This window comes from Burkholderia sp. BCC1988 (genome assembly GCF_905339895.1).
Lineage (GTDB): Bacteria > Pseudomonadota > Gammaproteobacteria > Burkholderiales > Burkholderiaceae > Burkholderia.
The window spans coordinates 332,371-356,981 of the sequence record NZ_CAJPHA010000002.1 but is presented as its reverse complement, the minus strand read 5'-3'; the positions used below and the strand labels follow the sequence as shown (position 1 = coordinate 356,981).

The window sequence follows — 24,611 nt, the reverse complement described above, 5'->3', positions numbered from 1 at the left end:
GCGGCCAGCCCGTTCCCGCGGAAGGGCCGCTGCCCTTCCGCCGCTTCCGGAGACACGCATGCTGAACCTGCACCGCGCGCTGGGGTATCACCCGGCGCTGCGCGACAAGCTCGCACGCGGCGAGACGGGCAAACTGCTGGTCGGCTACGACAGCCGCAACCGCGACACCGCGTTGCGCGCGTTTTCCGCCCTGCCCGACTCGCTCGACGCGACGATCCTCTGCCTCGACACCACCCCGCCCGCCGACATCGCCGCCGCGCTCACGCATGCGGACCTGTTCGTGCTGCTGTACGACTCGTCGTGCCTGCCGACGCCGTCGCCGAGCGGCCCGCCGTTCCTGGCCGCGATCCGTCCCGCGATCGTCAGGCACTGGAGCAAGTCGGTGCTGTTCAAGGATTACGGCCCGCATCTCGACGAGGCGTTCGCCGAATCGCTCGACGACATCGCCGCGCGCAACGGCCGGCTGATCGAAGCGGCCGCGCGCGCATCGCAGATCCATTTCATCGACGAAGCCGGCAACACGCTGACCGGCTCGCTTGCGCCGGACCAGAAATGGACGAGCGTGGACGGGATGGGCAATCTCGACGTCGTGCCCGGCGAGATCGCGACGCACGTCACCGACCTGCACGGCTCGATCGTGTTCAGCGGCACGTTCCTCGGCACCGTGCCGTTCGCGATCAAGTACCGCGTGACGGAGCGGCTCGCGACGCTGCATGTCGAAGACAGCCTGATCGTCGATTTCGAAAGCGACGACGCGGGCTTCCGGCGCGACTTCGCGTCGTACCTCGACCGGCACGACAATCACCGGCGCATCGAGGAATTCGGCATCGGCACGAACCTGGGCATCCGCGGGCTATACGGCCGCAACGCCGGCTTCGAGGAACGCCATCCGGGCCTGCATCTCGGCCTCGGCGGCGGCGCGAACGGCAGCCACCACCTCGACCTGATCTTCGCGCGCGGCACGCTGGCGTTCGACGAGCGGATCGTGTTCGACGGCGCGTTCGCCGTCTGACCTTGGCATCAGGCGTCGGCGGCCGCCGCGTCGCCGAGCCACTTGAACATCACGAAGCAGTCGACGAAGCCAAGCCGCGCATGACGATACGCGCGCGGCAGGCGGCCGACGATCTCGAAGCCGAGCTTCTGCCACAGCGCGACCGCCACCTCGTTCGTCGCCACCACCGAATTGAATTGCATCGCGAGGAAGCCGCGTTCGCGCGCCACCTGCTGCGAGTGCTCGCACATCAGGCGCGCGACGCCCTTGCCGCGCGCGGCCTCGCTGACCATGTAACCGCAGTTGCACACGTGATTGCCGGGCCCGGCCGCGTTCGCCTTCAGGAAGTACGAGCCGAGCAGCACGCCATCCTCTTCGGCAACCCACGTGCAAAGCGGCGCATCGAGCCACAGCGCGCGGGCGGCTTCACGTGTGGGCGCCGGATCGAATGCGTAGGTCTCCTGCGCGGCGACGATCGCGTGGTACGTGGGCCAGAAGCGGGGGAAGTCGTCTTCGGTCATCGGGCGAAGCGTGATCATGCGGGTACTCTCGTGAAGGGGTTGGGGAATGCGCGCGTGGCGCGACCCTGCGTCAGGGTGAGCTGATCAGCCGCGCCATGTCCTCGCGCGAGAACGGCATGTTGCCGGGCGTCGCCGTCCGATATTACCGGACCCGCTCCGACGTGCCGACCCGCGCGCGCCGCACGTCGACCAGCGGGCTGCACATCTGCTCGCACATCGAAACGGTCAGCGGGTTCGCGTGCGGCAGCGGCCGGCCGGGAAACGCGCAGTTCCTCCCCCGCACGGCGCGTTTCCCGTACGCGCCGACGAGATCGGCCGTTCGGCCGAATCGTCATCCGACGCCCCGAATGAAAGAATGATTTTCATTCGGGCAACCGGTCTCGCCGCCCGACACCCCGAGCCACGAAGGCACTGCAGGCATTCCCGCGCAGCGCCTTCGCGTCGTGCTTCGTCTCGATTCGGCAGTCGGCCCGCGTGCATTTCACGTCATCCGCCTCATCGGGCCCACAACGCAATCACGCCGATATCCATGCCCTTCATGTAACTTATAAGCTACAATGCTCTCCAAGTTCGAACTGCTTCGCTATCAGCGTGCCGACGGTCGCGAGCCTTTCACCGAATGGTTGAACGCCGTGCGCGACAAAGTCGCCCAGGCGCGGATTCGCGAGCGGCTGCGTCGCGTGCAGACCGGAAATTTCGGCGATTGCGAGCCCGTCGGTGAAGGTGTGATCGAACTGCGCATCCACGTCGGTGCCGGCTATCGCGTGTACTTCGGCCGGTACGGCAGTGCGCTGGTGCTGCTGTTGTACGGCGGCGACAAGCACAGCCAGTCCGACGACATCAGGCATGCGAAGGAACACTGGCTGGACTGGAAACGGAGGCAAGCATGAACAAGCTCAAAGGCGCGGTATCGCACCACGACGCGGAAGTCGCCGAACTCGGTGCCGACCGCGAGCTCGCGGTGGCCTATTTGCGCGTCGCGATGGAATCGCTCGACGACCCCGACAACCGCGCGGCCGCGCTGCTCGCGCTGCGCACGGTCGCGGAAGCGTATGGCGGGCTCGGCGCGGTCGCGGCCGACGCCGGCATCAGCCGCGAATCGCTGTATCGCACGCTGTCGCCCAACGGCAACCCGACGCTGAAAACCCTGCTCGCGGTGCTCAAGACGGTCGGCCTGCGCCTGTCCGTCGTCCCCGCGCAACCGTCGCACGCATAACGCGGCGCACGCGCTTCAAGGCTGCACCATCCACACGAGCAGCACCGCGGCCGGCGCCCCACTCGTCCCCGCCGGCGGCCGCGCGAGCGTCGGCTCGACCTGCAGCGCCTGCGCGATCGTCGCCGCATCGTCGATCGTCGTCGTGCGCACGACCGTCATCAGCCGTGCGGGCCGATGCAGCGTCTCGCGATACAGCGCGCCGTACCACAGCGGCCGCGTGCCGAGCGCATCCTGCAGCGCGTACGGATAACGCCACAGCCGCAGCACGAGGCGGCTGTCCGGGCGGGCCGGATCGACACGCACGAACACACGGCGCGTACTCTCGCCGTGCGTATAGCGCGGCAGCACGGGCAGCGCATCGGCCGGCCCCTGCGGCAGCAGCCACCGCAGCGCGGCGGCGGCCGACCACGGCGTCGCGCGTTGCCAGCCGGCCAGCGAAAGATGGCGATCGAGCGTGTCCGACGTCGCGCACCATTGCAGCGGCAGATATTCCTCGCGATCGCCGCCGATCTCCGTGCGCCGCGTCGGCACGCGCGGCCACCCGCCGCGCATCCATTGATCGACGGTCATCGCGACGACGTCGCCCACGTGCGGACGCGCCGCGCGATCGAGCTGCCATTGCGCGGGCACGGTCCAGACGCCGGCCGTCGCGAGCACGACGAGCACCGCGACGAGCGCGCCCCGCGGCTGCACATGCTCGCGCACCTGCCAGTACGCATAGGCGCCCGCCAGCACCGCGAACCACGCGAGCCCGAGGCTCCAGCCGCCGAGCAGACCCGACAGCCACGTATCGCCGACGTAAAGCCGCGCGAAGCCGCCGAGCACGATCCACAACACGACCGCGGTCACGACCGGAATGCGCCACAGCGCCGGCCGGTCGCGTGTGATCACCCAGCCGATGCCGCTGCTCGCGAGCATCGCGAACGCCGCGTCGGCGTCGGGCAGCGGCACGTGCAGCGCGCCGGGCGGCAGGCTCGCGGGCGTCATGCCGGGCACGCCGGTGCCGAACGCCGGCACGAGCACGACCGCGATGCCGACCGTCGCAAGCCACCACGCGGACGTCACCCAGCAGCGATGGATCATCAGCCAGACCAGGAACGCGGCCGCGACGATCAGCCCCGTATCGTGTCCGTGCAGCACCGCGAGCGCGCGCATCGCGGCATCCACCGGCGGCGTGCGCAGGTCCTGCAGGAACGCATACACCATGATGTCGGCGTGCATCAGCGAATCGTTCGCGACGACGTCCCGCACGATGCCGGCAAGCAGCCACACGCAGCCGACGAACAGCAGCGCGAAGATGGGCACCACGCCTGGCAGGCGGCGCCCCTTCTCGATCGCGTCGTGCAGCCAGCCGCCGACGCGCGGCCAGCGGCGCGCGCATGCATGCACGGCCGCGCCGGCCGCGCGGCGCAGCAACGGCCAGCCGCGCCGCAGCGCGACGCGCACGCCGATCCACACGAGCGCGACCAGCGCGGCGATCACCAGCAGGATCGCGGCGACCCGCACGCTGATCGCGGCGGCCAGCACCGCCGACGCGCCGAACAGGATGCCCGGCACGACGTGCACGGGCGCCCAGATCAGCGCCGACACGACATTGACCGGATAGAACGACCGGCGCGGCAGCGTCGCGCAGCCGACCACGACCGGCACGACCGCGCGCACCGGCGCCAGGAAACGCGCGAGCACGATGCTCTTCGTCCCGTGGCGCAGCACGAACTGCTCGCCGCGCGCATAGGCATCCGCGTAGCCCAGCCGGACCCACCCGTTTCGAATCGCGCCGCGGTAGCGGCGTCCGAGCTCGTAACTGATCCCGTCGCCGAGGATCGCGCCGGCGGCCGCGACGCCGATCGTCGTCCAGCCGTCGAGCGCGCCCGCGCCGATCAGCGTGCCGGCCGCGAACAGCACGGCACCGGCCGGCACGACCGTGCCGATCAGCGCGATCGCCTCGGCACAGGCGGCGGCGAACACGATCGCCAGCACGAGCGCCGGATGCGCGCCGATCGCACCGAGCCATGCGTGGATGGTGTCGCTCATCGCAGGCCGCGCGGCGTGGCGGCGCGGCGTGTCTGCACCGGGCCGGCGGTGGCGTGGGGAAGGTTCATCGGCGTGTGCGCGCGGTCGTGCCGGCGGGCGGTGTCAGTCGAACTCGTGTTGGCGCGCGTCGGCCTCGAGCGGCGCGTCGTGGTAGCCAACGGTCGCGATCTCGTGCAGATAGCGCGCGAGAAACGCGCCGATCGACCCGGCTTCCTCGTACTGATGCACATGGCGGAATTCGTGCGTAAGGAGGCGTCGCGTGTCGTGGCCGCGCAGCACGAACACCGCATGGCCGAGCGTGAGGCCGATCGTCCCCGGCGACAGCAGGCCGGTGTCGCGCGCGATCGCGCCCAGCGCCGGCGTGTCCGGGAACGGTAGCCGGTCGGCGACCACGACGCGGATCCGCTCCGGCCGGGCGACGCCCACCGTGCGCGCGTCGTCGGCCTGCGCGGGCGTCAGCGGCACGCCCTGCGCGAGCCCGTGGGCCGCCTGCGCGTCAGCCCACGCGACGGCGTCGGGCAACGCGGACGGCAGGATGTCGGCGAGATCGATCATCGTGGCGGCTCCTCGGGTCGGGACGGTGCAATCGGGCACCAGTTTATCTCTGAATCAGGGCGCTCCGCGAGGCATGCCGCCCGCCCGACGGCGACCATTCTTCGGGAATACCCGCCCCATCTGGCCCTATCGCCTGTACCATTTCACGCCGATTATTTCGCTTCGAGACAGATTCGACACTCTCGTATCTCAAAAATTTCCCGCAGGTGCACCATTTTTGGTTTCGGCGGAATATATTGGTCAGAAGAACGGCCGCGGCGGCTACCGGCGGAGCAGCCCCGGCATCATCCCGAAGAGGACCGCTAGATGATCAGGGTAATGCTGGCTGACGATCACGCAGTCATGCGGGACGGACTGCGTCACATCCTGGAAACGGCCGGCGGTTTCGAAATCGTCGGCGAGGCGAGCGACGGCGCGGCCACGCTCGCGCTGGCCGAGCGTCGCGCCGCCGACGTGCTGCTGCTCGACCTGTCGATGCCCGCGCCGACCGGTATCGAGCTGATCCGGCTGGTCAGGACGCATGCGCCGTCGCTGCGCATGCTGGTGCTGACGATGCATGCGGAGGCGCAGTACGCGGCGCGCACGTTCAAGGCCGGCGCAACCGGCTACCTGACGAAGGACAGCGCGACCGCCGAACTCGTCGAGGCCGTCACCAAGGTCGCGGCGGGCGGCGTGTACGTGAGCCGGTCGGCGGCCGAGAGCCTCGCGCGCACGCTGCGCACGCCGGCCGACATGCTGCCGCACGAGCGGCTGTCCGCGCGCGAACTCGACGTGATGCGCCGCATCGTCGCGGGCCAGACGGTCACGCGGATCGCGGCGGAACTCACGCTGAGCGCGAAGACGGTCAGCACCTACAAGACCCGCATCCTCGAGAAGATGGAACTGCCGCACGAAGCCGCGCTGGTGCGCTACGCGATGCGCCACGATCTCGACCTCGGCGTCGACGACGCATGATACCCGCGTTCCGCGTCCGCTCCGCCGCCCCCGACGACGACGACGCGTCGGATCCGTCGCGCCTGTTCATGTCGTCGCTGCCGCCCGACCGGCGCGAGCGGCGGCTCGCGATCGCGACGGTGATCGTGTCGGCCGTGATCTTCGCCGCCCTCGCGCCGTTCGCGGGCGTGCCGCTCGCGCGCGTGTTGGGCTTCATTCCCGTGTACCAGTCGGCGATCGTGATCAACGACATGGTGACGGCCGGCCTGCTGCTCGGCCAGTACGCGATCCTGCGCGAGAAATCGCTGCTCGCGCTCGCGGGCGGCTACCTGTTCACGGGCTTCATGGCCGGCACGCACATGCTGACCTTTCCGGGGCTGTTCTCGCCGACGGGCCTGCTCGGCGCGGGCGAACAGACCACCGCGTGGCTTTATCTGTTCTGGCACGGCGGCTTTCCGCTGACGGTCATCGCGTACGTGCTGCTGCGCGCGGCGGCGCGCGCGCGACCGCCGTCGCTCGAGCAGCGTCGCGCGGCGATCCCGATCCTGCTTTGCATCGCGTCGGCCGCGGGCGCGACCGTCGCGCTCGCGCTGCTCGCGACCGCCGGCCACGACCTGCTGCCGCGCATCATGCAGGGCAACCGGATGGCGTCGACGATGACGCACGCGATCACGATCGTCTGGGCACTGAACCTCGCCGCGCTCGTGTTGATGTGGCGGCTGCGGCGCCGTCATTCGGTGCTCGATCTGTGGGTGATGATCGTGCTCGTCGCCTGGCTGTTCGACATCGCGCTGTCGGCGATGCTGAACCACGGCCGCTTCGACCTGGGCTTCTACGCCGGGCGGACCTACGGCCTCGTCGCATCGTGCGTCGTGCTGTTCGCGCTGCTGTTCGAGAACGGCCGGCTGCATGCGCAGACGGTGCGCGCGCTGGCCGGCGCGCGCTATCAGCACCTGCTCGTCGTGCAGAAGAGCGCGCAGCTCAACGAGGCGAACGAACGGCTCGAGCAGCGCGTCGCGGCGCGCACCGCGCAGTTGAGCGCGTCGAACCGCGACCTGCGGCGCGAAGTCGAGGAGCGCGTGCGCGCGGAGCGGGCGCTGCAGGCGTCGCGCGAGGAACTGCGCGAGATCGCGGCGATCAGCGCGAGCGCACGCGAGGCCGAACAGCGCCGCATCGCGCGCGAACTGCACGACGAACTCGCGCAGACGCTCGCGGCGCTGAAGAACGATCTCGAATGGCTGCTCGACCGCGTGCCGCAGGACGACGCGCCGCTGGCGCGCAAGATCGCGGCGATGCATGCGCTCGCGCGCGGCGCGGTGACGGCCACGCGGCGCATCGCGTCCGACCTGCGTCCGCTGATGCTCGACGACCTCGGGTTCGCGGCCGCGATGCAATGGCTCGTGGAGGATTTCCAGCACCGTCACGGCATCGCGTGCGCGCTGCACGTCGAGCCGGGCGAATTGCTGCTCGACGAACCGTATGCGACGGCCGTGTTCCGTATCGCGCAGGAAGCGCTCGCGAACGTCGCGCGGCATGCGGCCGCGTCGAGCGCGACCGTGGCGCTCGTCTACCGTGACGAGACGATCGCGCTGACGATTCGCGACGACGGTGCGGGCTTCGATCCCGGTGCGCCGCGCAAGTCGGGATCGTTCGGGCTGGTCGGCCTGCGCGAGCGCGCGTATCTCGTCGGCGGCACGCTGCGGATCGATACGACGCTCGGCGAAGGAACGACGGTGGAAGTGGATATTCCGGTGGCGTCGGCGCATGTGGCGATCGCGCATGACGGACGGGGGACGTCGCGGGCGGAAGAGGTAAAGGCGAAGCAGTAGCGGCGGTGTGCTGCTGCGGGGGTCAGTGGTAGTCTTCTTCCCGCTGATGCCGAACGGTGAGGATCGTGACTTGTTCGACCGTTGGCCCAATCGGCAGCAGGGACTGCGCGATACCGCAGCCCCCGGCCGCCGCCGTCCATCACACCCGCGCCGCCACCATCCCCCGCTCCGAGCGCGTCCACGCGACGAGCGCGCCGATCCCGAGCAGCGCGAGGCACACGATCGGCACGATCATCGGCCCGAACGCCGTGCCCGTCACCTTGCCCGCGAACGGCATCAGGTTCTGGCTGAAGAAGCCGCCGAGGTTGCCGATCGAGTTGATCGCCGCGACGCTCGCCGCCGCACGCGCGCCGGTGAAGTAACGCGGCGGCATCGACCAGAAGCACGGATACAGCAGCGGGATGCACGCCCCGCCCAGCACGAGCGCGACGAAGCGCAGCGGCGTCGACGGCAGCACGAGGCTCAGCAGGAAGCCGAGCGCGCCGAGCGCCGCGACGATCGCGATCGTGCGCAGGATGCTCTTCGCACGACGCAGCTTCGACGGCAGCCACACCAGCAGCACCACCGCGAGCGCCCACGGCAGCATGCTCAGAAAACCGTTCGTACTGCTCGACACACCGAACGATTTCACGAGCGTCGGCAGCCAGTACGTGACGCCGTACAGCGACGTCGACATCAGCATGTAGGTCGCCGCGAACAGCATCACGCGCGGATCGAGCAGCGCCTTCCACGGCTGCGCATGCTCGGCCTGCGCCGGCTTCTCGCGCTCCAGCGCGGCCGCGACGATCTGCTTCTCGCGTCCGTCGAGGAACGGCGCCTCGCGGAACGACGCCGGCAGCACGCGGAACACGACGATCGCGACGATCACGGCCGGGATGCCCGTCGCCACGAACACCCACTGCCAGCCCGCGAGCCCCCACACGCCGTTCAGGCTCAGCAGCACGCCGCCGACCAGCGAGCCGAGCATGTTCGCGAGCGCGCTGCCGAGCGTGAAGATGCCGAGCACCTTCGCGCGATAGCTCTGCGGGAACCACAGCGTCAGGTAATAGATCACGCCCGGATAGAAGCCGGCCTCGGCGATCCCGAGCAGGAAGCGCAGCGAACAGAACGCGGGCATCGATGTCGTGAAGCCCATCAGCACGGTGATGAGGCCCCACGTCAGCATGATCCGCGCGAGCCACACGCGTGCGCCGTAGCGATGCAGCGCGAGCGTGCTCGGCACCTCGAACAGCAGGTAGCCGATGAAGAACAGCGACGACGCGAGACCGAACGCGGCCTCGGTCATCCCGAGGCTGTGCACCATCTGCAGTTTCGCGAAGCCGACGTTCTGCCGGTCGATGAACGCGATCAGGAACATCACGACGAGGATGGGCATCAGACGCCGCGCCATCTTCGACATGATGCGCTGCTCTTCGGCGGACGCGGGGTCCAGGGTTTCGGTGGCATTCACTGCGGGCTCCTCCGTGAAGCGGTTGCTTGTCGGTTGAATCGGCGCCGCGCGCGACGAACGCGCGGGCGCGGTGGGGTTCGGTGAAATCGGGATCCGGGAACGGATGGCCGCCGTCGTCAGCCGGTCCGGTAGTCGTCGAGCATCGGCGCGAACATCTCGTGCCACGCGCGCGGCTTCGCCTTGATCGTGCCGGCGAGATACAGGAATTCGACGTAGTCCATCAGCTGGTTCGGCCGCACCGAGAAACGCGTGTCAGGCGCGGCGAGCATCTGCATCACATCGTCGTGCGACACGGCGACGCCCGACGACGCCGCATACAGCGCGGCCGCCGCGCGCGGGTCCTGCGCGATCAGGCGGTTCGCTTCGTCGAGCGCGCCGAGAAACGCCGCGGCCAGCGCGGGCTCCGTATCGACGAGCCGCTTCGGCGCGAACACGACGTCGAGCGTCAGCGGGCCGAGCACGTCGACCGAATTCACGACGCGATGAATGCCCGGTTGCCGCAATTCGAGGGTCGAGAACGGCGGCGACGTGAAGTGCGCGGTGACGCCGTTCTCGCGGCGGATCAGCGCCTGCATCGCCTGCGGATGCGGCAGGTTCACGGTGATCGAGTCGAGCTGCGCGAAATGCCGCGCGCCGAGCTGCCGGCTCGCGACCATCTGCAGCACGACCGCCGACAGCGACGTGCGGATGCCCGGCACCGCGATCCGGTCGGACGGCGTGAAGTCGCGCAGCGACGTCAGGCCCGGACGGTTCGCATTGAGCGACAGCGATGTCGTGGACAATCCGCTGATGCCGATCACCTCGACGTTCGGAATCCCGCGCGCCCGCGCCCACAGCTCGATGAAGCCCGGCGCGCCGGCACCCGCGAAATCGAGCGTGCCGGCCATCATCGCGTCGTTGACGGAATTGCCGCCGTCGAGCAGCACCCAGTCGACCGCGACGTCGCGCAGGCCATGCCGCGCCGCATGCCGCTCGAACAGGCGCTGCTTCTCCATCACGAGCAGCGGCAGGTACAACACGCCATAGCCTTTCGAGATCCGCACCGTGCGCGGCTTCGCGCGCACCAGCGACGGTGCGGCAAGCATGCCGAGGCCGGCGGCGAGCAACGCGCGGCGGCGCGGCGACGTCTTCATGCGCATGCCTCCATGCGGCGCGCGACCAGCGGCAACGCGGCAGCCGGCGTCAGGCTACGCCGTGCATCCGGCCGTGCCTTCGTCGTGCCCGTGACATGCTGCATGTTGCCGTCTCCTCTGGTATTAATGCCGTCGTCGCTTGCTCCGGCTGAACACAGGTTATCGAGCGAGTCTGAGAAAATACTGACATCCCGCCCCCGGGAAAACCCCTAACCCCTCACCCTGCAAACGGCACCATGCGCATTCTCGTCGTGGAGGACGATGCCGAAATCGGCGCGGCGATCCGCAGCCGCCTCGCGCGGCTCGGGCATGCCGTCGATCTCGAAACCGACGGCTCGACCGCGAACGGCCTGCTGCGCGTCGAGCGCTTCGACCTCGTCGTGCTCGATGCGAACCTGCCCGGCCTCGACGGCTTCGCGGTGCTGCGCAACCTGCGCGCGTCGGGCAGCACGACGCCGGTGCTGCTCGTCACCGCGCGCTCGGCGATCGACGACCGCGTGAGCGGCCTCGGCCTCGGCGCCGACGACTATCTCGTGAAGCCGTTCGACTACCGCGAGCTCGATGCGCGCGTCCAGGCGCTGCTGCGCCGCAACAGCGGCCATGCGAACGACGTGCTGACGCTCGGCGGTCTCGTGATCGACCGCAGCAGCCGGCTTGCCGAACTCGACGGCCGGCCGCTGTCGCTGTCGCGCCAGGAATTCGCGCTGCTGGAGATCCTCGCGAGCCGTCCGCAGCGGATCTTCTCGAAGGACGAACTGCTGAACCAGCTGTTCAGCTTCGGCAACGAGCCGACCGCGAACGCGGTCGAGCAATACGTGACGCGCGTGCGCAGGAAGCTGCAGGGCAGCTCGGTCGAGATTCGCACCGCACGCGGGATGGGGTATCAGATTGCCGCGCACTGACTGGTTTCCGAAGACGCTGTTCGGGCGCACGCTGCTGTTCATCGCGCTCGTCGTCGCGACCGGCGCGCTCGCGCTGGCCGCGATCGCGCGCTATTACGCGGGCGTCGCGGCCGAGCGCGCGTACGACCAGCTGCTCGCCGGCGCGTCGATCCAGGTCGCGGAGAACCTGTACGTGCAAGGCGGCGTGCTCGCGCTGAACCCGCCCGTCGCCGCGCTGTCGACGCTGTCGCGCTACGACCTCGTCTACTACAAGGTGGTCGATTCGCGCGGCGTCGTCGTGGCCGGCTACAACGATCTCGCGAGCCCCGCGACGCTCGCGGCCGCGAAACAGGGCCCGTCGTTCGCGAACGCCGTCTACCAGGGGCACCGGATCCGCACCGCGACCATCGCGCGCTACATGCCGGAGGAAAGCACGCCGGGCTGGGCGCTCGTGACGGTTGCGCAGACAACCAATGCGCGGCAACAGCTGACGAACGACATGAGCATCAAGGTGTGGACGCTGATCCTGCTGATGAGCGTGCTCGCGATCGGCGCGAGCGGCCTCGCGATCCGGCGCGGGCTGCGCCCGCTCGCGCAGATCGGCACGATCATCGCCGCGCGCGACCCGGCCGACCTGCGGCCGGTGGCCGTCGACACGCCGAGCGAGATCGACGCGATCATCGGGTCGATCAACGGGCTGATGCGGCGGCTCGCCGAGCGGATCAACGCGATGCAGCGTTTCATCGCCGACGCCGCGCACCAGATGCGCACGCCGCTCGCGCGGCTCGACGCGCAGATCGAACTGCTCGACGGCGAAGCCGATCCCGCGCGTCATGCGGCGCGGCTCGATGCGTTGCGCGCGACCTGCTCGGACGTCGGGCGGCTCACCGGGCAGTTGCTCAATCATGCGATGGTGATTCATCGCACCGAGGTCGTGCCGCTGCAGCCCGTCGATCTCGTCGCGCTCGCGAAGGACGTGCTCGGCCGCACGATTCCGCTTGCGGACGCGCGCGACGTGGCCGTCGCGTTCGCGAGCGACGCGCCGCATGCGTGGATCGACGGCGATGCAATCAGTCTGCAGGAGGCATTGTCGAACGTGCTGCACAACGCGCTGCTGCACGGGCATGCGGACGATATCGTCGTGTCGGTCGCCACCGCGGGCAACGCGGATCGGGCGGTGACGCTGACCGTCACCGACAACGGGCGCGGCATTCCGCGCGAGCATTGGGACGCAGCCTTGCAGCCGTTCGTGCGGATCGCGCCGGACGGCAGCGAACGCCGCACCGGGTCGGGGCTCGGGCTCGCGATCGTGCAGGAAGTGATGAAGGCGCACGGCGGGCGCGTCGGGTTCGCATTTCCCGATGCGGGCGGGTTTGCGGTGGTGCTGACGTTTCCGCGGCCGGCAACGGCGCACGCCGGTCACGCATGAATCGGCGGGACGCGGCGCCCCTTCCGTCGACTACGCCGCGACCGCCTCCCCGCCGAGATACGCATCACGCACGCGTTCGTCGTCGAGCAGCGTTTTCGCGGGCCCTTCGAGCACGACGCGCCCCGTCTGCAGCACGTATCCGTAATGCGCGATCTCCAGCGCGAGGCTCGCGTTCTGCTCGACCATGAACACCGTCACGCCCTGCCGGTTGATCGTGTCGATCAGTTCCAGCACCTTGTCGACGTAGAGCGGCGACAACCCCATCGTCGGCTCGTCCATGCAGATCAGCTTCGGCCGCGCCATCAGCGCGCGCGCCATCGCGAGCATCTGCTGCTCGCCGCCCGACAGCGTGCCCGCGCGCTGCGCGAGCCGCTCGCGCACGCGCGGAAACAGTTCGAGCACGCGCGCGTAGTCGTCGGCTACTGCCGCACGATCGCCGCGCGTATAGGCGCCCATCAGCAGGTTCTCGCGCACGCTCATGTCGCCGAACAGCCGCCGCGCCTCGGGCACGGCCGCGATCCCGCGCCGCACGCGCTGCGGCGTCGCGAGCGCGGTCACGTCGTCGCCATCGAAACGCACGACGCCGCGACGCGGCCGCATCAGCCCGAGAATCAGCTTCATCGTCGTGGACTTGCCGCTCGCGTTGCCGCCGAGCAGGCTGACGATCTGCCCGCGGCCGACTTCGACGTTCACGTCGAAATGCACCTGCACCGGGCCGTAGAACGTGTCGAGGTGTTCGAGTTTCAGCAGCGCGTCGGTCATGGTCGTGTCGGGTCCGGAAGAAGGTGCGCTCATGCGGCCGCCTGCACGGTGCGCTCGGCCGTCGTGCCGCCTGCATGGCGGCGACCGAGATAAGCCTCGATCACGCGCGGATCGTGCCGCACGTCGCGTGGCGCGCCTTCGGCGATCTTCACGCCGTTGTCGAGCACCATCACGCGGTCGGACACGCGCATCACGAGTTCGAGCTTGTGCTCGATCAGCAGGATCGTCAGGCCGCGCGTCTTCAGCGACTGGATCAGTTGCAGCATCTCGGCGGTCTCGGTCTCGTTCATCCCGGCGGTCGGCTCGTCGAGCAGCAGCAGGCGCGGATGCAGCGCGAGCGCGCGGCCGATCTCCACGCGCCGCCGGTTCGCATACGACAGGCTGTGCGCCGGATGATCGATGCGCGGCGTGAGCCGCTCGCCGAACCCGGCGATGATGTCGCGCGCCTCGTCACGCAGCGCCGCTTCCTCGCGCCGCACCGACGCGGGCCGCACGAGCGCGCGCCACACCTCGGCCGCCGCGCCGAGCGCCGGCCAGCCCGGCCGCGCCGCGCGCAACCGCGCGTGCGCGCCGATCAGCACGTTGTCGAGCACGCTCAGGTTGCCGAACACGCGGCCGTGCTGGAACGTGCGCGCGATGCCGAGCGCCGCGAGCCGTTCCGGCGGCGTGCCGGTGATGTCGCGGCCGTCGAACGTCACGCTGCCGGCATCGGGGCGGTCCGCGCCCGCGATCAGGTTGAACAGCGTCGACTTGCCCGCGCCGTTCGGGCCGATCACGCTCAGCAGCTCGCCGTCGGCGAGCGTCAGGCTTGCCGCGTCGAGCGCGGTCACGCCGTCGAAGCGGCGCGTCAAACCCCGTACGTCGAGCAAGGGTCGAGTGGTGGTCATCGCAATCCTCCTCATACCGTACCGAGCAGGCCCTGCGGCCGGAACCGGACGAGCAGCAGCAGCACGAGGCCGTAGATCAGCATCCGGTAGTCGGCCGCCCAGCGGAACAGCTCGGGCAGCCCGATCAGCGCGATCGCGCCGACGACGCCGCCGAGCACGTTGCCGAGCCCGCCGAGGATCACCATCGTCAGCGCGAGGATCGACACCTGCGAATCGAAGGTCTGGTGATTGATGTAGCTGTACAGGTGCGCGGCGATGCCGCCGCTCACGCCGGCCGCGACGCCGCCGACCGCGAACGCGATCGCCTTGTAGCGGTTCGGCGCGATGCCGTGCGCGCGCGCGGCGACGTCGTCCTCGCGCACCGCGCGCAGCGTGCGGCCGAGATGCGAGCGCAGCAGCCGCACCTGCACGAGCGCGAACGCGACGAGCACGGCGAGCGTGAACCAGTACGCGGCGCGCGCGGTCGTCGCCCACGGCAGCGGCGCGATGCCGGTGATGCCGAGCGGGCCGCGCGTGAGGCCGTCCCAGTTCAGGATCACGAGGCTCACCACTTCGCCGATCCCGAGTGTCGCGATCGATACGTAGTGCCCGCGCAGCCGGAACGCCGGATAGACGAGCAACGTGCCGAGCACGGCGGTGATCGCGCCCGCGCACGGAATCGTCACGGCCGGCGACCAGCCGAGATCCGACGACAGCAGCGCCGACGCATACGCACCGATCACGAGCAGCGCGGCGTGGCCGAGCGAGATCTGCCCGACCGTGCCCGCGACGAGCGTGAGGCTCAGCGCGAGCAGCCCGTACAGCCACGCGTTGGTCAGCGTCTGCAGCACATAAGGCGATGCACCGAACCACGGCAGCACGGCCGCCGCCACGATCAGCACGACGAGCACCGGGCGTGGCACGCGCACGGCTTTCGCGGCCGCGAGGAAGGTGCCCGTCATCGGCTCCGGCGGCAGCGCGCGCTTCCCGCTGAACAGGCCGTTCGGCCGCCACACGAGGAACACGATCAGCAGCCCGAACGCGAACAGGTCGCGATAGCTGGTGCCGAACAGCGCGACGCCGTAGCTTTCGACGAGGCCGAGCAGCAGGCTGCCGGCGATCGCGCCGGGCACGTTGCCGAGCCCGCCGATCAGCAGCGCGACGACGCCCTTCAGCGTCGCCTGGAAGCCCATCGCCGGATCGATGCTGTTGTAGTACATGCCGACCAGCAGTCCGCTGACACCGCCGAGCGCGCACGCGATCGCGAACACCGTCTGGTTCACGCGGTCGACGTCGACGCCCATCTGCAGCGCCGCGTCGCGATCCTGCGCGGTCGCGCGCACGGCCCAGCCGAGCCGCGTGAAGCGCAGGAAGCCGTACAGCAGCGCGGCCGCCGCGAGGCCGATGCCGGCGATCAGCAGGTCGAGCGCACCGAGCGTCGCGCCGGCGATCCGCAGGTGCCAGTCGGGCAGCGGCGTCGGCACCGCACGCGGGTCCGCGCCGAACGCGAGTTGCGCGAGCTGGTCGAGGATGAAGCTGATGCCGATCGTCGCGAGCAGCGGCGCGATGCGCGCGGCGTGGCGCAACGGCCGCAGCCCGACCCGCTCGATCGCGATGCCGAGCGCGCCGCAGCCGACGACGACCGCCGCGAGCGCGGCCGGCAGCGGCAAGCCGAAGCGCGTCAGGCACAGCCAGCCGATGAAGGCGCCGACCATGTAGACCGAGCCGTGCGCGAAGTTGATCAGGTGCGACACGCCGAAGATCAGCGCGAGCCCCACCGCGAGCAGCGCGTAGATGTTGCCGACGATGAGGCCGTTGAGCGTGTAGTCGAGCCAGGAAGCCATCACGATGCGTCCGTCATTTGCATGCGGTTCCGGATCGGGGTCAGCGCGCCGCGAGCTGCGGCTTCGCGCCGTCCCACAGCGCCCACTGCCCCTGCTTCACGACGAGATACACGGTGCGTGCGCCCGCGACGCGGCGCGTCTGCGGATCGAAACGCACCTTGCCGAAGATCACGCTCGGCACGTCGCTCACTTTCTCGAAGCCGTCGTGCGCGGCCTGGCGCGTCACGCCGTAGCGGCGCAGCACCTCGGCCGACAGGATCAGCGCATCGTATGCACGCGCGACGAACGAATCGGGATCAGCATGGAATTTCGCGCGATAGCGCTGCACGAACGCCTGCACCTCCGGGCGCGGTTCGGCCGGGAAGAAGTTCGATTCCGTATAGACGCCTTCGACGGCCGTGCCGCCGAGTTCGAGGAACTTCGGCGAATACACGGAGCCGACCGCCGCGATCGGCAGCGTGAGCCCCGACGTGCGCGCCTGCCGCACGATCTGCGCGCCGTCCGCGTAGTAGGAAATCAGCACGATGGAATCGGGCTTCGACGCGCCGATCCGCACGAGCGTCGAGCGGAAATCCTTCTCCGCCGGCTGGTAGCCTTCGGCCGCGACGACCTGCGCGCCGAGCCCCGTCACCGCCTTCGCGAAGATGTCCTTGCTGGTGCGGCCCCAGTCGGTGTTCAGGTACAGCACCGCGATCCGCTTGAAGCCGAGTTCCTTCACCGCGTAGCGCGCGAGCAGCGGCTGCTCCTCGGCCTGGCTCAGCGCGGTGCTCCACAGGTAGTCGCCGCCCTTCGTGAAATCCGGATGGGAGTTCGTGAAGCCGAACTGGATCAGCTGCCCGCGCTGGTAGATCGGCGACGCGGCCATCGACGTCGCGCTGGAAAAGTCGCCGAGCTCGATCACGATGCGCGGGTCCGCGACGAATTTCTGCGCGATCGCCACCGCCTGACGCGGATCGCTGCGGCTGTCCTGGAAGTCGACCGCGAGCGGCCGGCCATGGATGCCGCCGCCGCCGTTGATCTCGTCGAGCGCGAGATCGAAGCCGCGCTTCCATTGTTCGCCGTATTGCGCGTCCTGCCCGGTGAGCGGCCCGCTCACGCCGATCACCACCGGCTCGCCGGACACGCCCGCCGCGAGCGCGCCGCCCGTCGACAAGCCCCATGCGGCAGCCAGTGCCGCCACCGTGCCCAGCACGCGCCGCCATGCGCCGCGTGCGTCGTTCCCCGAAACGTTCATGCGTCCCCCCAGCTTCAGTCAGTCGAAAAGAGTGAGGGCATGTAACCATCCGGTTCAGGGCGTTCCAACGAAGTTTTGCGCATATCGATATCGTGCGCGACGCGAAGCGCAACGTCACTGCCACGGTCTCCTGCACGGCGCGCCTCGCGCGACGCATCGGCATGCGTTGCAGCGCATTGATTCGATTGACGTTTGCCGTTGAGCATCGCTGCCGGCCGACGCGCATGCATGCACGGCGCGTCGTCCCGGCGCGCGTGCGCTTCGCATGTTTGGCACTGTCGATAGCAAAAATCATTATATGAATCGTGCATGCTCGCACTCCTACAATGCGCAAATCGCATCATCGGAACGCGTCATGGAGTTGCATCAACTCGAAGCCTTTTCCGCGGTCATGTCGGCCGGCAGCGTGACCGGCGCGGGCGAACTGCTCGGCCGCTCGCAGCCGGCCGTCACGCGGCAGATCCAGGAGCTCGAAGCCGATCTCGGCTATGCGCTGTTCGACCGGCACGGCCCGCGCGTCACGCCGACGCGCCGTGCATTCCTGCTCTACGAGGAAGTCGAACGCTCGCTCGTCGGCCTGCGCGCGATCGAAGCGCGGGCGCGCGCACTCGGCGAAGAAACCGCCGAACCCGTGCGCATCGCGGCCACGCCTTCACTCGCGGCCACGCTCGTGCCGGCCGCGCTCGCCGCACTGCCCGACGGCGCGCACGCGCCGCACTACCAGTTGCGCAGCGAGTCGGCCGAACACGTCGTGCACGAAGTGCTCGCCGGCACGGCCGATATCGGCGTCGTCACGCTGCCGATGGCGCATGCGGGGCTCGACGTGCACTGGATCGCGCAAACGCCCTGCGTCGCCGTGCTGCCGGCCGACGATCCGCTCGCGGGCAAGCCGCGCATCGCGCTGCGCGATCTCGCGGGCCGCCGCATCGTGACGGTCGCGAACCGGCACCGGCTGCGCCAGCGGATCGATGCGGCATTCGCGGCCGCACGCGTCGACGCGCACGTGTTCATCGAGACCAATGCATCGCTGAACGCGGTGATGGCCGCGCGCGCGGGCGTCGGGATCGGCATCGTCGACCCGGCGACCGGCGTGGCACTGCCGGTGGACGGCGTCGTCGCACGACCGCTCGATGTCGACATCCCGTTCGCGTTCGGTGTCGCGACGCCCGCCGGCAAGACGCGCACGGCCGCCGTCGAGGCGCTGCTCGACGCGCTGCAGAACACGACGCAAGCGCTGCTCGACGACGTGACCTTTCACGATGCATCCGTGCACGACGCGCTGCTGCGAGGCGACCGGTTGCGCATCGATCGCCCGCCTCGCGCGACGCGCGCCACACGAACCGCACGCACACGCGGTACCCGCCCGGAGGCCGCATGACGGCGACGCCCGACACACCCGACACGCTCGATGCACTCGAAGCCCGCCTCGCCCAGGACCTGCGCTGGCTCGACCTGCCCGCGCCATCGTGGGTGCCGCCGCGCGACGTCGACGGCACGCGCGTGCTCGACGTCGCGATCGTCGGCGGCGGAATGGCGGGGCTCGCGGCATCCGCCGAACTGCGCCTGCTCGGCATCGACAACCAGTGCGTGATCGACCGCGCACCGGCCGGCTACGAAGGCCCGTGGATCACGTTCGCGCGGATGGAGACGCTGCGCTCGCCGAAGCAGCTCACCGGCCCCGCGCTCGGCCTGCCCGCGCTGACGTTCCGCGCGTGGTTCGAAGCACGATACGGCCGCGACGCGTGGGATGCGCTCTACAAGATTCCGCGCACGCAATGGATGGAATACCTGCGCTGGTATCGCCGCGTGCTCGACCTGCCGGTGCGCAACGACACCGCGCTCGTGGCACTGCGTCCGCGCGACGACGGCCTGCTCGCGCTCGACCTGCGCGCGAACGGCCACGCGCGGACCGTGCTCGCGCGACACGTCGTGCTGGCGACCGGCCGCGACGGGCTCGGCGGCCCGTACGTGCCGCCCGTCGCGCAACGCGCGCCGCGCACGCGTTGGGCCCATTCGTCCGAGCCGATCGATTTCGCTTCGCTCGCCGGCAAGCGCGTCGGCGTGGTCGGCGCGGGCGCGTCCGCGTTCGACAATGCGGGCACCGCGCTCGAAGCGGGCGCCGCGCGCGTCGACCTGTTCTTCCGTCGCGCGGACATTCCGCGCATCAACAAGCTGACGGGCATCGGCAGCCCGGGCCTCGTGCACGGTTATGCCGACCTCGACGATGCGACGAAGTGGCGCTTCATGCACTACGCGCTGACGTCGCAGACACCGCCGCCGCGCGACAGCGTGCTGCGCGTGTCGCGGCATGCTCACGCACACTTCCATGCAGCCAGCCCGATCGAAACGCTGGTCGAACACGCGGACGGCCTCGACGTCGTCACGCCGCGCGGCCGCTACACGGTCGACTTCCTGATCTTCGCGACGGGCTTTCATTCCGACTGGACGACACGCGCGGAATTCGCGTCGTTCGGGCCGCATGTGCGGCGCTGGAAGGATCGCTATCAACCGGAACCGGGCACATGGCTCGACGAGCTCGCCGAGTCGCCCGATCTCGGCCCCGCGTTCGCGTTCCAGGAACGCGAGCGCGGCGCCTGCCCGGCCGTCACGCGCATCCATTGCTTCAACCATGCGGCGAGCCTTAGCCACGGCAAGCTGTCGGGCGACATCCCCGCGATCAGCGCGGGCGCCGAGCGGCTCGCACGCGGCATCGCGAGCCGGCTGTTCGACGCCGATCGCGACCGCCACTACGACGCGCTCGTCGCATTCGCGACCGCGGAGCTGCAGGGCGACGAATGGCGCGACGCCGACGCATGAGCGCCGCCGCGATCCACGCTACTCACGACGACTGGAATCCATCACGATGACCGAACCCATCCCGCCGGCCGCCGCGCCGGATACGATCGACGCCGTCGCCGGCCTGCGCGAAGGCGATGCCGTGGCCACGCTGCGTCGCGCACGCGACAAGGTGCTGCTCCATACGCGGCTCAGCGAAGCCGCGTTGTTCGACACCGCGCTGCCCGATCTTTCGTTGATCGAACGATTGCATGCGGCACGCTATGTCGCGCAGCGCTCGAATGCGCACGCACTGGCCGCGGTCTACCAAACACGACTGATCGATGCAGGCGGCACGCCCGACGACATCGCCCGCGCGGACGCCGATGCGTTCGACGCACTGCCCACGCGCCTCGGCGCGCTCCTCGCGCATGCGCGGCGCCTGACGCGCTCGCCCGCCGACGCACGCCCGTCCGATCTCGACGCACTGAAGTCGGCCGGGTTCACGACACCCGCGATCGTCGCGCTGTCGCAGCTCGTCGCCTTCGTCTCGTATCAGCTGCGTGTCGCGGCAGCGGCGCAAGCGTTGCAGGCGCGTGCCGCCCGGGAGGCCGCATGACGATGGCCACGCACGGTTTCACGTCCGCCACGCTCGGCTGGCGTGCATGGCTCGACACGGTGCCGCTCGAACGCGCCACGGCCGACCAGCTCGCGGTGCTCGAAGCGAGCCATCCGCAAGCGAAAACGTCGGACTACTACCTGCTGCTCGTCCACCTGCCCGACATCCTGCGGCAGCGTTCCGGCGTGTTCAACGCGATCATGTATGGTCCGGGCGGACTGTCGCGCGCGGAACGCGAGCTGGCAAGCACGGCCGTGTCGCGCGTGAACGGCTGCGTGTATTGCGCATCGGTGCATGCGCAGCGCTTCGCGCAGCTCGCGAAACGCACCGATGCGATCGACCAGGTGTTCGACGATCCGTCGACAGCCGGCACGACCGCGCGCGAACGCGCGATCATCCGCTATGCGGTCGCGCTGACCGAGCGGCCCGACACGGTGGACGAGCGCGACATCGCCGCGCTCGAAGCCGAAGGGCTCACCCACGAAGAAATTCTCGACCTGTCGCACGCCGTCGCGATCTTCGCATGGGCGAACCGGCTGATGCTGACGCTGGGCGAACCGGTGTTTCCCGAATCCGCAGCGGGCAACTGACACGCCGCCGCGCCGGCGCTGGCGCAGGCGACCACACCGGCCGACGCGCGCCGCCGCGCGTCACGCCTTGTGCGTCGACAACAGAATGCTCGTCTCCGTATTCGCGATCCCGTCGATCAACCGGATCGCGCCGAGCACGCGATCGAAATGCTCGAGCGAATCGGCGTGCAGCTCGGCGACCAGATCCCAGCGCCCGTTGGTACTGTGGATCGACGCGACGTTCGGATGCCCGCGCAGCACCTTCACCACTTCCGCGCCGCGATTGCCCTGCACCGCGATCGACATCAGCGCGCGGATCCGGTGCCGCTCGGCGGCCGGCTTGAGCCGCACCGTATAGCCGACGATCACGCCGTTCTTCTCCAGCCGCGTCAGCCGGTTCTGCACGGTCGCGCGCGCGACGCGCAACGCCTTCGCAAGGGCGACGACGGGCATCCGCGCGTTGTCGCGCAGCAGCGCGATGAGCTGCCGGTCGACGTCGTCGAGCGTAATCATGAACGGACCTTCCTGTTGAACGTGACACGGCCGCCAGCGTGCCGGACGGCACGCATTTCGACCAGCATGATTTGAACAAACTGCCATATCCGGCCAGCAATCTGCCAAGTCTATCGAGAAATCTGCCATTTTTGCCGTCTTTTTGTTGGCTCGACTCACGGAAATAATGACTCCATCGACCGGCCGCATGGGCCGCGACGCCGCTTTTGACGGAGCCGGGGCCCGGGCCGACACGCCCGCCCCGGCCGACCAGAGCGCCTGGACACGCGTCCGGGCAACAAAATGGAGACAGACCGATGACCCGCTTCCTCGACGTTCCCGCCACCGCCCGACTGATCGCCCAGACCGGCGTCACGCCGTTCCTGCGCGCGCTCGTCGACACGCTGCGCGCCGATTACCTGCACTGGGCCGACTTCGACAAGTCGCCGCGCGTCGCCTGCCACTCGCGCGACGGCGTGATCGAGCTGATGCCCGTCGCGAACGCGTCGCTGTTCGCGTTCAAGTACGTGAACGGCCACCCCGTCAACGCCGCGCGCGGGATGCACACCGTGATGGCGTTCGGCGCGCTCGCCGAAGTCGACACCGGCTACCCGCTGCTGCTCGCCGAACTCACGCTGACCACCGCGTTGCGCACCGCCGCGACGTCGGTGCTGGCCGCGCAGGCGCTCGCCCGCCCCGACGCGCGCACGATGGCGCTGATCGGCAACGGCGCGCAGAGCGAATTCCAGGCGATCGCATTCCATACGCTGCTCGGCATCGACGAGATCCGCGTGTTCGACGTCGATCCGCTCGCGACCGACAAGCTCGTGAAGAACCTCGCCGCTTACCCTGAATTGCGCGTCGTGCGCGCCGCGTCGACCGCCGACGCCGTGCGTGGCGCCGACATCGTGACGACCGTCACCGCCGACAAGGCGTATGCGACGATCGTCACGGCCGACATGATCGAGCCCGGCATGCACCTGAACGCGGTCGGCGGCGATTGCCCGGGCAAGACCGAGCTCGACGCGGGCGTGCTGCAGGCGGGCCGCGTGTTCGTCGAATTCGAGCCGCAGTCGCGCATCGAGGGCGAGATCCAGCAGATGCCGGCCGACTTCCCGGTGACCGAACTGTGGCGCGTGCTGCAGGGCGAGACGACCGGCCGCGAACGCGCGGACGAAATCACGGTGTTCGACTCGGTCGGCTTCGCGCTCGAAGACTACTCGGCGCTGCGCTACCTGTATGCGCTCGCTCAGCAGCACAACGCGGGCGTCGAGATCGCGCTGATTCCACCGGCCGTCGATCCGAAGAACCTGTTCGCGCTGATCGACGATCCGGCCGCGATCGCGCAGGGTCACGCAGCGTTCGTGACCGAAGCCGTCGCCGCGTTCGCACGCTGATCGTCATCCCGGGCGGCCGGCGCGCCGCCCGATTCTCCGCCTGTCTCTTCAAACGTTCATGAATCTCGTATCGATCCAGGCGCCGGCCGCCGTCGTGATGATCCGGCCGCACCGCTTCCTGCCGAATCCGCAGACCGCGGCCGACAACGCGTTCCAGCGCACGGCCGTCGGCGGCGCGCACGACACGCTGTCGGTGTCGGCCGCCGCGCGCGACGAAGTCACGGCCGCCGCGCGCACACTCGCCGATGCAGGCGTGCGCGTGCACGTGTTCGACGATCACGGCGAGCGCGACACGCCCGACTCCGTGTTCCCGAACAACTGGTTCTCGACCCATCCGGGCGGGCATATCGCGCTGTTTCCGATGCATAGCCCGAACCGCCGCCGCGAGCGACGCGCGGACATCGTCGAGATGCTAAAAGCGGAATACCGCGTGCAGGACGTGATCGACTACTCGGGGCTCGAATACGACGACGTGTTCCTGGAAGGCACCGGCGCGATGGTGCTCGACCACGTCGCACGAATCGCGTACACCGCGCGTTCGCGCCGTGCCGATCCGGTCGCGCTCGAGCGTTTCTGCACGAACTTCAACTTCGAGCCAATCTGCTTCGACACGGCCGATGCGAACGGCAAGCCGATCTATCACACGAACGTGATGATGAGCGTCGCCACCGAGTTCGCGATGATCGGCCTCGACCTGATCGCCGAGCGCCGGCGCCGCGACGAAATCGCTCAACGCCTGACCGAAACGGGCCGCACCGTGATCGCGCTCGATCATGCGCAGATCGCGAACTTCGCGGGCAATACGCTGGAGCTGTCGGGCAAGGACGGGCGCGTGCTCGCGCTGTCGCGGCGCGCGTTCGACTGCCTCACCGGCGGCCAGCGCGCGACGATCGAACGCTCCGCGCGGCTGCTGCCGCTCGACGTGCCGACGATCGAACTGGCCGGCGGCTCGGTGCGCTGCATGCTCGCGGGGATTCATCTCGCGCGGCGGGCAACCGCGCCGGATGCGATCGCCGTGGAATCGGCCGCAGTGCCACGCGAGACGACGCCGCAAATCTGACCGGCAGGCTCACAAAGCGCA

The 24,611-nt window shown here is 69.5% G+C and carries 23 protein-coding genes and 1 pseudogene; 13 read left to right on the top strand and 11 right to left on the bottom strand.

Translation table 11 applies throughout. From position 1 onward, the window contains the following. Positions 1–58 precede the first annotated feature (58 nt). The gene (locus tag U4012_RS04510) at positions 59–1,012 is read left to right on the top strand and encodes a leucyl aminopeptidase (protein ID WP_321796504.1); all 954 of its coding nucleotides are present in this window, start codon (positions 59–61) and stop codon (positions 1,010–1,012) included. 8 nt (positions 1,013–1,020) lie between these two features. Here U4012_RS04510 and U4012_RS04505 read toward each other — a convergent pair whose 3' ends face one another. After that, positions 1,021–1,530, bottom strand: coding sequence for a GNAT family N-acetyltransferase (locus U4012_RS04505; RefSeq protein ID WP_044845369.1), 510 nt, complete (start codon positions 1,528–1,530; stop codon positions 1,021–1,023). A gap of 58 nt (positions 1,531–1,588) precedes the next feature. Then, positions 1,589–1,777, bottom strand: a pseudogene (locus U4012_RS04500) (AraC family transcriptional regulator); the annotation flags it as partial. A 292-nt stretch (positions 1,778–2,069) separates the two neighbouring features. Here U4012_RS04500 and U4012_RS04495 point away from each other — a divergent pair. Together U4012_RS04495 and U4012_RS04490 are read left to right on the top strand one after the other, a co-directional pair. Continuing rightward, entirely contained in the window at positions 2,070–2,402 is a 333-nt protein-coding gene (locus tag U4012_RS04495) for a type II toxin-antitoxin system RelE/ParE family toxin (RefSeq protein ID WP_044845370.1), read from the top strand. After that, entirely contained in the window at positions 2,399–2,728 is a 330-nt protein-coding gene (locus U4012_RS04490; RefSeq protein WP_044845371.1) for an addiction module antidote protein, read from the top strand. Before U4012_RS04495 ends, U4012_RS04490 begins: the two co-directional genes overlap by 4 nt. 15 nt (positions 2,729–2,743) lie before the next feature. Here the strand turns inward: U4012_RS04490 and U4012_RS04485 are convergent, their stop codons facing one another. Together U4012_RS04485 and U4012_RS04480 are read right to left on the bottom strand one after the other, a co-directional pair. Further along, positions 2,744–4,762: a VTT domain-containing protein gene (locus U4012_RS04485; RefSeq protein ID WP_321796503.1), complete on the bottom strand. Its 2,019-nt coding sequence runs from the start codon at positions 4,760–4,762 to the stop codon at positions 2,744–2,746. Positions 4,763–4,864: 102 nt separating this feature from the next. Further along, the gene (locus U4012_RS04480) at positions 4,865–5,317 is read right to left on the bottom strand and encodes a hypothetical protein (RefSeq protein ID WP_044845373.1); all 453 of its coding nucleotides are present in this window, start codon (positions 5,315–5,317) and stop codon (positions 4,865–4,867) included. A 306-nt stretch (positions 5,318–5,623) separates the two neighbouring features. On the opposite strand from U4012_RS04480, the gene U4012_RS04475 reads away from it, so the two are divergent. Together U4012_RS04475 and U4012_RS04470 are read left to right on the top strand one after the other, a co-directional pair. After that, a complete protein-coding gene (locus U4012_RS04475; RefSeq protein ID WP_044845374.1) occupies positions 5,624–6,271 on the top strand; it encodes a response regulator transcription factor in 648 nt (215 codons plus the stop codon). Then, complete coding sequence (locus tag U4012_RS04470; protein ID WP_321796502.1) at positions 6,268–8,079, top strand: sensor histidine kinase; 1,812 nt, start codon at positions 6,268–6,270, stop codon at positions 8,077–8,079. Before U4012_RS04475 ends, U4012_RS04470 begins: the two co-directional genes overlap by 4 nt. Before the next feature lie 139 nt (positions 8,080–8,218). On the opposite strand, the gene U4012_RS04465 is transcribed toward U4012_RS04470, so the two are convergent. Then, on the bottom strand, positions 8,219–9,529 hold the full coding sequence (locus tag U4012_RS04465; protein WP_321796500.1) for an MFS transporter: 1,311 nt from the start codon (positions 9,527–9,529) through the stop codon (positions 8,219–8,221). A 116-nt stretch (positions 9,530–9,645) separates the two neighbouring features. Further along, positions 9,646–10,662, bottom strand: a complete 1,017-nt coding sequence (locus tag U4012_RS04460; RefSeq protein WP_044845401.1) for an ABC transporter substrate-binding protein — start codon at positions 10,660–10,662, stop codon at positions 9,646–9,648. A gap of 236 nt (positions 10,663–10,898) precedes the next feature. Here U4012_RS04460 and U4012_RS04455 point away from each other — a divergent pair, with 236 nt between their 5' ends. Together U4012_RS04455 and U4012_RS04450 are read left to right on the top strand one after the other, a co-directional pair. After that, on the top strand, positions 10,899–11,564 hold the full coding sequence (locus tag U4012_RS04455) for a response regulator transcription factor (protein WP_044845377.1): 666 nt from the start codon (positions 10,899–10,901) through the stop codon (positions 11,562–11,564). Next, positions 11,551–12,972: a sensor histidine kinase gene (locus tag U4012_RS04450; RefSeq protein WP_321796496.1), complete on the top strand. Its 1,422-nt coding sequence runs from the start codon at positions 11,551–11,553 to the stop codon at positions 12,970–12,972. The genes U4012_RS04455 and U4012_RS04450 overlap by 14 nt, the downstream gene beginning before the upstream one ends. A gap of 30 nt (positions 12,973–13,002) precedes the next feature. Here the strand turns inward: U4012_RS04450 and U4012_RS04445 are convergent, their stop codons facing one another. The 4 genes from U4012_RS04445 to U4012_RS04430 are packed head-to-tail and all read right to left on the bottom strand — an operon-like array spanning position 13,003 to position 17,678. Continuing rightward, entirely contained in the window at positions 13,003–13,767 is a 765-nt protein-coding gene (locus U4012_RS04445) for an ABC transporter ATP-binding protein (RefSeq protein ID WP_321796494.1), read from the bottom strand. Further along, positions 13,764–14,621 carry an ABC transporter ATP-binding protein gene (locus U4012_RS04440; RefSeq protein ID WP_321796492.1) on the bottom strand — a complete coding sequence of 286 codons (858 nt, stop codon included), beginning with the start codon at positions 14,619–14,621 and terminating at the stop codon, positions 13,764–13,766. The genes U4012_RS04445 and U4012_RS04440 overlap by 4 nt, the downstream gene beginning before the upstream one ends. A gap of 11 nt (positions 14,622–14,632) precedes the next feature. Beyond that, positions 14,633–16,444: an ABC transporter permease gene (locus tag U4012_RS04435; RefSeq protein WP_321796658.1), complete on the bottom strand. Its 1,812-nt coding sequence runs from the start codon at positions 16,442–16,444 to the stop codon at positions 14,633–14,635. Positions 16,445–16,484: 40 nt separating this feature from the next. Further along, positions 16,485–17,678, bottom strand: coding sequence for an ABC transporter substrate-binding protein (locus U4012_RS04430; RefSeq protein ID WP_044845382.1), 1,194 nt, complete (start codon positions 17,676–17,678; stop codon positions 16,485–16,487). A 355-nt stretch (positions 17,679–18,033) separates the two neighbouring features. On the opposite strand from U4012_RS04430, the gene U4012_RS04425 reads away from it, so the two are divergent. The 4 genes from U4012_RS04425 to U4012_RS04410 are packed head-to-tail and all read left to right on the top strand — an operon-like array spanning position 18,034 to position 21,662. Beyond that, entirely contained in the window at positions 18,034–19,056 is a 1,023-nt protein-coding gene (locus U4012_RS04425; protein WP_321796490.1) for a LysR family transcriptional regulator, read from the top strand. Then, complete coding sequence (locus tag U4012_RS04420) at positions 19,053–20,495, top strand: NAD(P)/FAD-dependent oxidoreductase (protein WP_321796488.1); 1,443 nt, start codon at positions 19,053–19,055, stop codon at positions 20,493–20,495. Before U4012_RS04425 ends, U4012_RS04420 begins: the two co-directional genes overlap by 4 nt. Positions 20,496–20,541: 46 nt before the next feature. Further along, positions 20,542–21,072, top strand: coding sequence for a hypothetical protein (locus tag U4012_RS04415; RefSeq protein ID WP_321796486.1), 531 nt, complete (start codon positions 20,542–20,544; stop codon positions 21,070–21,072). Beyond that, the gene (locus tag U4012_RS04410) at positions 21,069–21,662 is read left to right on the top strand and encodes a peroxidase-related enzyme (protein ID WP_124667066.1); all 594 of its coding nucleotides are present in this window, start codon (positions 21,069–21,071) and stop codon (positions 21,660–21,662) included. The genes U4012_RS04415 and U4012_RS04410 overlap by 4 nt, the downstream gene beginning before the upstream one ends. Before the next feature lie 60 nt (positions 21,663–21,722). On the opposite strand, the gene U4012_RS04405 is transcribed toward U4012_RS04410, so the two are convergent. Then, positions 21,723–22,154: an Lrp/AsnC family transcriptional regulator gene (locus tag U4012_RS04405; RefSeq protein ID WP_044845386.1), complete on the bottom strand. Its 432-nt coding sequence runs from the start codon at positions 22,152–22,154 to the stop codon at positions 21,723–21,725. Positions 22,155–22,450: 296 nt separating this feature from the next. On the opposite strand from U4012_RS04405, the gene U4012_RS04400 reads away from it, so the two are divergent. Both U4012_RS04400 and ctlX read left to right on the top strand, forming a co-directional pair. Next, positions 22,451–23,530 carry an ornithine cyclodeaminase gene (locus U4012_RS04400; RefSeq protein ID WP_321796482.1) on the top strand — a complete coding sequence of 360 codons (1,080 nt, stop codon included), beginning with the start codon at positions 22,451–22,453 and terminating at the stop codon, positions 23,528–23,530. 58 nt (positions 23,531–23,588) lie between these two features. After that, complete coding sequence (gene ctlX, locus U4012_RS04395; protein ID WP_321796480.1) at positions 23,589–24,590, top strand: citrulline utilization hydrolase CtlX; 1,002 nt, start codon at positions 23,589–23,591, stop codon at positions 24,588–24,590. The last annotated feature ends 21 nt before the right edge of the window (positions 24,591–24,611 follow it).